Annotated in this window: 6 protein-coding genes; all 6 read right to left on the reverse strand. The window is 44.1% G+C overall.

Going from position 1 to position 5,762, the window contains the following annotated elements; translation table 11 throughout:
* Nucleotides 1-134 precede the first annotated feature (134 nt).
* Nucleotides 135-1,355 carry a sodium/proline symporter gene (locus tag B4K20_RS14930; protein ID WP_289283520.1) on the reverse strand — a complete coding sequence of 407 codons (1,221 nt, stop codon included), beginning with the start codon at nt 1,353-1,355 and terminating at the stop codon, nt 135-137.
* Nucleotides 1,355-1,570, reverse strand: coding sequence for a hypothetical protein (locus tag B4K20_RS14935; protein ID WP_289283521.1), 216 nt, complete (start codon nt 1,568-1,570; stop codon nt 1,355-1,357). Before B4K20_RS14935 ends, B4K20_RS14930 begins: the two co-directional genes overlap by 1 nt.
* A gap of 38 nt (nt 1,571-1,608) precedes the next feature.
* Entirely contained in the window at nt 1,609-2,493 is an 885-nt protein-coding gene (locus tag B4K20_RS14940; RefSeq protein WP_286305074.1) for a TPR end-of-group domain-containing protein, read from the reverse strand.
* Nucleotides 2,478-3,920, reverse strand: a complete 1,443-nt coding sequence (locus tag B4K20_RS14945) for an aspartate kinase (protein ID WP_286305075.1) — start codon at nt 3,918-3,920, stop codon at nt 2,478-2,480. Before B4K20_RS14945 ends, B4K20_RS14940 begins: the two co-directional genes overlap by 16 nt.
* Nucleotides 3,921-4,048: 128 nt before the next feature.
* Nucleotides 4,049-4,453 carry an ectoine synthase gene (locus tag B4K20_RS14950; RefSeq protein ID WP_007145567.1) on the reverse strand — a complete coding sequence of 135 codons (405 nt, stop codon included), beginning with the start codon at nt 4,451-4,453 and terminating at the stop codon, nt 4,049-4,051.
* Nucleotides 4,454-4,524: 71 nt separating this feature from the next.
* Nucleotides 4,525-5,762, reverse strand: a 1,238-nt coding sequence (gene ectB / locus B4K20_RS14955) for a diaminobutyrate--2-oxoglutarate transaminase (RefSeq protein WP_289283522.1), incomplete at its 5' end; no start/stop codon positions are given.

A 5,762-nucleotide genomic window follows, 5' to 3' on the forward strand; every position in this document is an offset into this window, starting at 1 on the left:
CTGCTAAAAAATGGCCAGCAAATTTCCCACAGCTCTTCAATTGAACTGGCAAACTTTTACTATCAGATCTGGTTTGGTCCCAAACCTTTTAACAAGGGCATGAAAGAAACGCTTCTCGAGCGATAGAAGCTGCATTACCCTACGTCAGAGTCAGCCACTAATCTATGTGCCGTGCCCACGGTCTTTTTCTTCCAGATGAGGCCGATTGTTAACACCAATAGACCACTCATAATACCCGGCAGTCCCTCATAGACAGCGTTATGCAGTTCAAAATAACGCCAGGACAATGCCACCATCAGACCGATTAACATGGCAACGATACTCAGGCGCTGGCTAGGCCTGAAGCCCAGACATAACGCGACAAGCAATGGGGCAAAAGCGCTAGCCAAACCAGACCAGGCAAATATCACTAAGCTGAACACACTCTCTGAACTGGTCAGCGCCCATAACAATGCGACCGTCACTATCCCAATCGTACTCAGCTTAAGGATCAAGGTATTTTCGATATTATGAGGCAGCAAATCGTGGGTGACCGCCGCTGAACAGTTAAGGACCAAGGAGTCTGCCGTTGACATGGTGGCGGCAAATACACCCGCTAACACCAACCCCACCAAAACTGGTGGCAATAACTCCATTGCCATAGTGGGTAGCGCCAGTTCAGCATCAAACGATGCCACATCACCGAGGTAAACACGAGACAGCATCCCTACGCCAGTCGCCAGGCAATAAAATGCTGTAAACCACAGGTAATACCAAAGGCGTGCACGCAGCATTTTATTATCATGACTTAATGCCATAAACCGAATCATGATATGTGGCTGTCCGATAACTGAGAACCCCGCAAACATCCAGCTTAGCGCAAATAAGACACCACCAGTTAATCCAGGAATCACTAAATCTTGAGGGAATAAATTGAGAAAGCCGTCCACTTGATCCATTTGTTCAATTGCCGCTGATGTGCCTCCTAATGAGGATACGGCGACGATTAGCATCAGAGTCATCGCCACAATCATGACGACGGATTGCGCAGCATCCGTCCAAATAGAGGCTCGTATACCGCCAGCAAAGCAATATAAGGTCACCATAATGGCACCAATAATCGCACCGGTGTATGACGGCCAACCGAATAAAACATGTAGCGCTTTGCTACCTGCAACCAATTGAGCGCCCGCATAAGCCAGCAATAACACAAGAGAAATTAAGGCGATTAACCTTTGTAGCACGATATCATTTTGCCCATACCAGTTACTTAACACACCAGCATAACTTGGTTCAGCACTGTCACTTGTAGCACGACGCAAACGTGAATGGACAAACGTGGACGCAATTAAATCACCCAATATCCAGCCAATCATTATCCAAATAGACGCCAATCCTGTTGCATATGTGTAACCACACCAATGAACATATAGCCACTGTTATTGGTTGCAACAGCAGATAAGCCGACAAGGCTGGGGGGAATATCACTACTGGCAAGATAATAATCTTTTTTAGTGCCACGGCTGAAAAAAACAGAACTTACGCCAATAGCAACAAAAATGGCAAGAAATCCTAAAAAGCTCCAAATCATGGCATTCTCCTTTTGCAAAAACCACCGCGCAAGGAGGCTTAGCTTTCAACTGTGACTTTCAGTAAATTTTCCAGTTCAGGGTGGTTCTGCAGCGGCTCAAGTGCAGGATCGTCTTTACATTGTTCACGATAAGTATCGCTACACTGAATCGCTTGCTTGAGATAACGGATGGCTTCATCAAACTGATTCAATGCGGTGTTAGCACACGCCAGTTGATAGAAGGCATGACCGTTTTCCGGATCAGACTCCAGAGCTTGATGACAAAGATTGGCAGCCCATTGAGGCTCGTCCAGCTCGAGCACCGCATCTGCTTTATAGGTTAAAGCTTCTACATCGTACGGCCTTATCGCCATGATTTGATCATAAACGGCGATTTTGTTGCTTGGACTGGTTTCCTGCCCCGCACGTAACCACAAGGATTGAACTTCTTGGGTATGTTCAATTTTCTCGCGGTTCTCTTCAATTTGCTGGGTTTCTTTGCTGAGTTGCTGCTCAATAGCATGAAGTCGTTTTTCATACTCATTGATTAAGCTGTTAATTTCCTGATCGGCCAGCGTATGCACCCGCTCTTTAATTTCACGAATCGATGACCACCCCACTAATACCAGTACGGATGAAGCTGCAGCAATAAGATAGAAAAAATAAGTGACAGTATCAGTGGCATATCCGACAGCTCTGTCTGCAGCTGACAGTTCTTTATCCACTGTCATCTGGATCATTTCAGCACGCTGTGCTGCCATATCGGTACGAAGCTGCTTCAACTCATCGAGCACATAACGCTCAATAAATGGGGTATATAAAGGCTCATTAAGGGCATCAACAGACTCACGCATCTGTTGTTCTGTAGGTGCCTGCTCAGCGGCAAACAGCTGAGCAGGTATAAGTAAGACAAGAAATAAGCTTATCGTTATGAAGCGAGGCATATGGCTCTACCATGGTCATGAATCTCTACCAGCACACTGTGCAGGCTCTTAATCGCATCGTCATAATCATCTTCGTTGATAATGAACTGCATATCAACCTGACGCATGGATTGATGCATCGCTAAGACACTGATGTTTTCTTTGGCCAGTGCCCCAACTGTTTTTGCCAGAATACCAGGAATTTTCATATCACTGCCGATCGCAGAAACAATGGCCACTTGTTGCTGATTGATTTCAGCATCCTCGAACCGCTCTTGCAGTGCATTTCGAATACGTTTAATCGTCTTCAAGTTTGCTGATAAATAATGCGTGATCGTGTTGGCATTAATATCTTTAGAGATGATATGTGCATTAAAGCGATGGATAGTTGCCAATATCTCACGATCATACACATCAATATTGCCCGCCATATCCTGGTCGAATAACTCAAACGCATACACGCCTTTACAGCCAGCAATGATTTCGACACATGGGGTGGCGCTGACATAATCGCCGGTAATTAATGTACCCGCATGCTCGGGTTCAAACGTGTTACGTACACGAAGAGCAATCTCGTTTCTACGCAGGCCTTTGGCTGCTTTAGGATGAATGGCTTCCATACCTAAATTAGCTAATTGGTCTGCGACATCATAATTCGTTCTGCCGATAGGTACGGCATTGTCTTCACCCACCAGTCTCGGGTCTGCACTGCTGAGATGAAATTCTTTATGAATGATCGCTTCGTTTGCTTCAGTCAGCACCGCAATACGACTGAAGCTCATTTCACTATAACCACGGTCAAACGTCGACATCAGACCATCATCACTGTGGGCGTAACCAGTGACTATAGGTAGTTGTTTTTTCAAGTCAATATCTTGAAAGGCGACTTTAATACGTTCGTCCAGCGGTAAATGTTTGTCTGTTTGCCAACCAGTTAAATCAACAAAAATGGCATCAATGCCATCACGTTTTAGTAGCTGGGTCATATTCCATGCACTGTGTGCTTCACCAATACTGGCCAGCATTTCACGGACTGTTTCAAGATGCATATCCAGCTCAAAGTGCCCATGCTGACAGAGTCTTTGCAAATCGGCTAAGCAACGTTCAGCATCATCTAAACGTTCACCAATGAACTGATTAGCACGCTCAAGATTGTCTGGTTTTTTGTAAAACGTTTCATTGATGGCAAAGATTTTTTGCTTCAGATCTTCGAGAGCTTGTTTCCAGCTGTCATCATGTAGTCCGTTTGCAAACAAGCCGAACACACCTGGTTGTCCGGTCTTTTTATGTTCCAGTAGCAGGTCGGTAATGCCGCCGTAAGCTGAAACAACAAATATACGATTGTAGAGCGAGTCGTTATGAACCGGTTTCAGAATAATGTTATCGCGCACAGCAACGTAGTCGCTCATAGAAGTGCCGCCGATTTTTTCTACCGTATGAAAACTCATTGTAATCTCTCTATTTCATCCTTCTGGGATTGGATATTGTTTACTGCCAAGGCGGCAGTTATGTAAGTCGATTGGCTTATTCGCCAGAGAAAGGCATCGGTTATGAGAAACCGATGCCTTGGCTCAATTTAGTCACTGATGGTGTCTGCTTCTAATTCGTAAGCACCATCTTTGTTATGAACTTCTGTGCCATGAAGCGGTGGATTAAACACGCATGCCAACTTCATTTCTTTAAAAGCACGAAGCATGTGTTTGTCGTGTTTGTCGAGGTTATATAACGTACCTGGCGTGATAGCGTATTTTTTACCATCATCCAGTGTTTCAACCTCACCTTCACCACTAATGCAATACACAGACTCCAGGTGATTTTGATAATGCATTCTGAAATCAGCACCTTCGTAGATAGTGGTGATATGGAAAGAAAATCCCATATTGTCATCTTTTAACAGCAAACGAGTACTGTCCCAGTTGCCATTAGGATCAACGATTTTACGATCCGTTTTTTCTGCTTCTTGAAGTTGTCTAACAAGCATTTCATATCCTCTGGTTCATTAATATTCGGAAGTAAAACGGGTGTCTGGGCACCCGTTTTATGTTCATAAGCTTATGATTGACGAGTCATTTTCTCGACTTCTTCACTCACTGAATAATCACCTTCGAAATAATCTTTTTCTTCTGGAATATTGTCAGCCTTGGCACATACTTCTTTGATTGATTGCTCAAGGATATCAATACCCTTCTCTAAGTTTTCTTGTGTGATCGTGAGCGGACATAAAAATTTGACCACATGATCATCAGTACCACTTGTTTCGATGATCAGACCTTTCTGGAAGGCGTTGTGGGTGATTTTTCCAGCAATTTCACCGCTCACACAATTAATACCACGGAACATGCCACGACCATGTGAGTTGAAGTTACCTTCACCATACAACTCAACGATCTTATCAACACGCTTAGCGATGTAATCACCTTTCGCTTGTACTTCTTTAGCGAAAGTATCGTCTTTCCAATAGTTATCCAGTGCCGCTTTTGCTGTAATGAAGGCAGGGTTATTGCCACGGAATGTACCGTTGTGCTCACCTGGTTTCCATTGATCTAACTCAGGCTTCATCAACACAATAGCGAAAGGTAAACCATAACCACTGAGTGATTTAGAGACAGTCACGATATCAGGGTAGATACCCGCTTCCTCAAAGCTGAAGAATGTGCCTGTTCTACCACAACCGGCTTGGATGTCATCAATAATTAGAAGTACGTCATGCTTCTTACATACTTCAGAAAGACTTTTTAACCAAGTCATTGAACACGCATTGATACCACCCTCACCCTGCACAGTTTCCACAATGACAGCAGCAGGTTTATCTACACCACTGCTTGAATCAGAGAGAACTTTGTCTAAGTAGTTAGTTGTATCAACATCATCACCCATATAACCATCATATGGCATACGAGTGGCACCACTGAGGCTCACGCCTGCACCACCACGGTGATGTCCATTACCTGTGATAGCTAAAGAACCCAATGTTTGACCATGCCAACCATTAGTAAAAGAAATGACATTTTCCCGCCCTGTATATTTACGAGCTGTTTTTAACGCAGCTTCTACAGCATTGGTACCCGTTGGACCTGTGAACATAACAATATAGTCAAGGTCACGTGGCTTAAGAATATTGTTGTTGAAACTCTCTAGAAACTCACCTTTGGCACGAGTGTGAAGATCAAGACCTTGAGTGATGCCATCGTTGTTGATGTACTCAAGCAATTTTTCTTTGAATAGATCGTTATTGTGACCGTAGTTCAGTGAACCTGCACCGGCTAAGAAGTCTAGATAGGCATTGCCTT

It is taken from the genome of Methylophaga sp. UBA5088, assembly GCF_002414625.1.
GTDB lineage: Bacteria > Pseudomonadota > Gammaproteobacteria > Nitrosococcales > Methylophagaceae > Methylophaga > Methylophaga marina.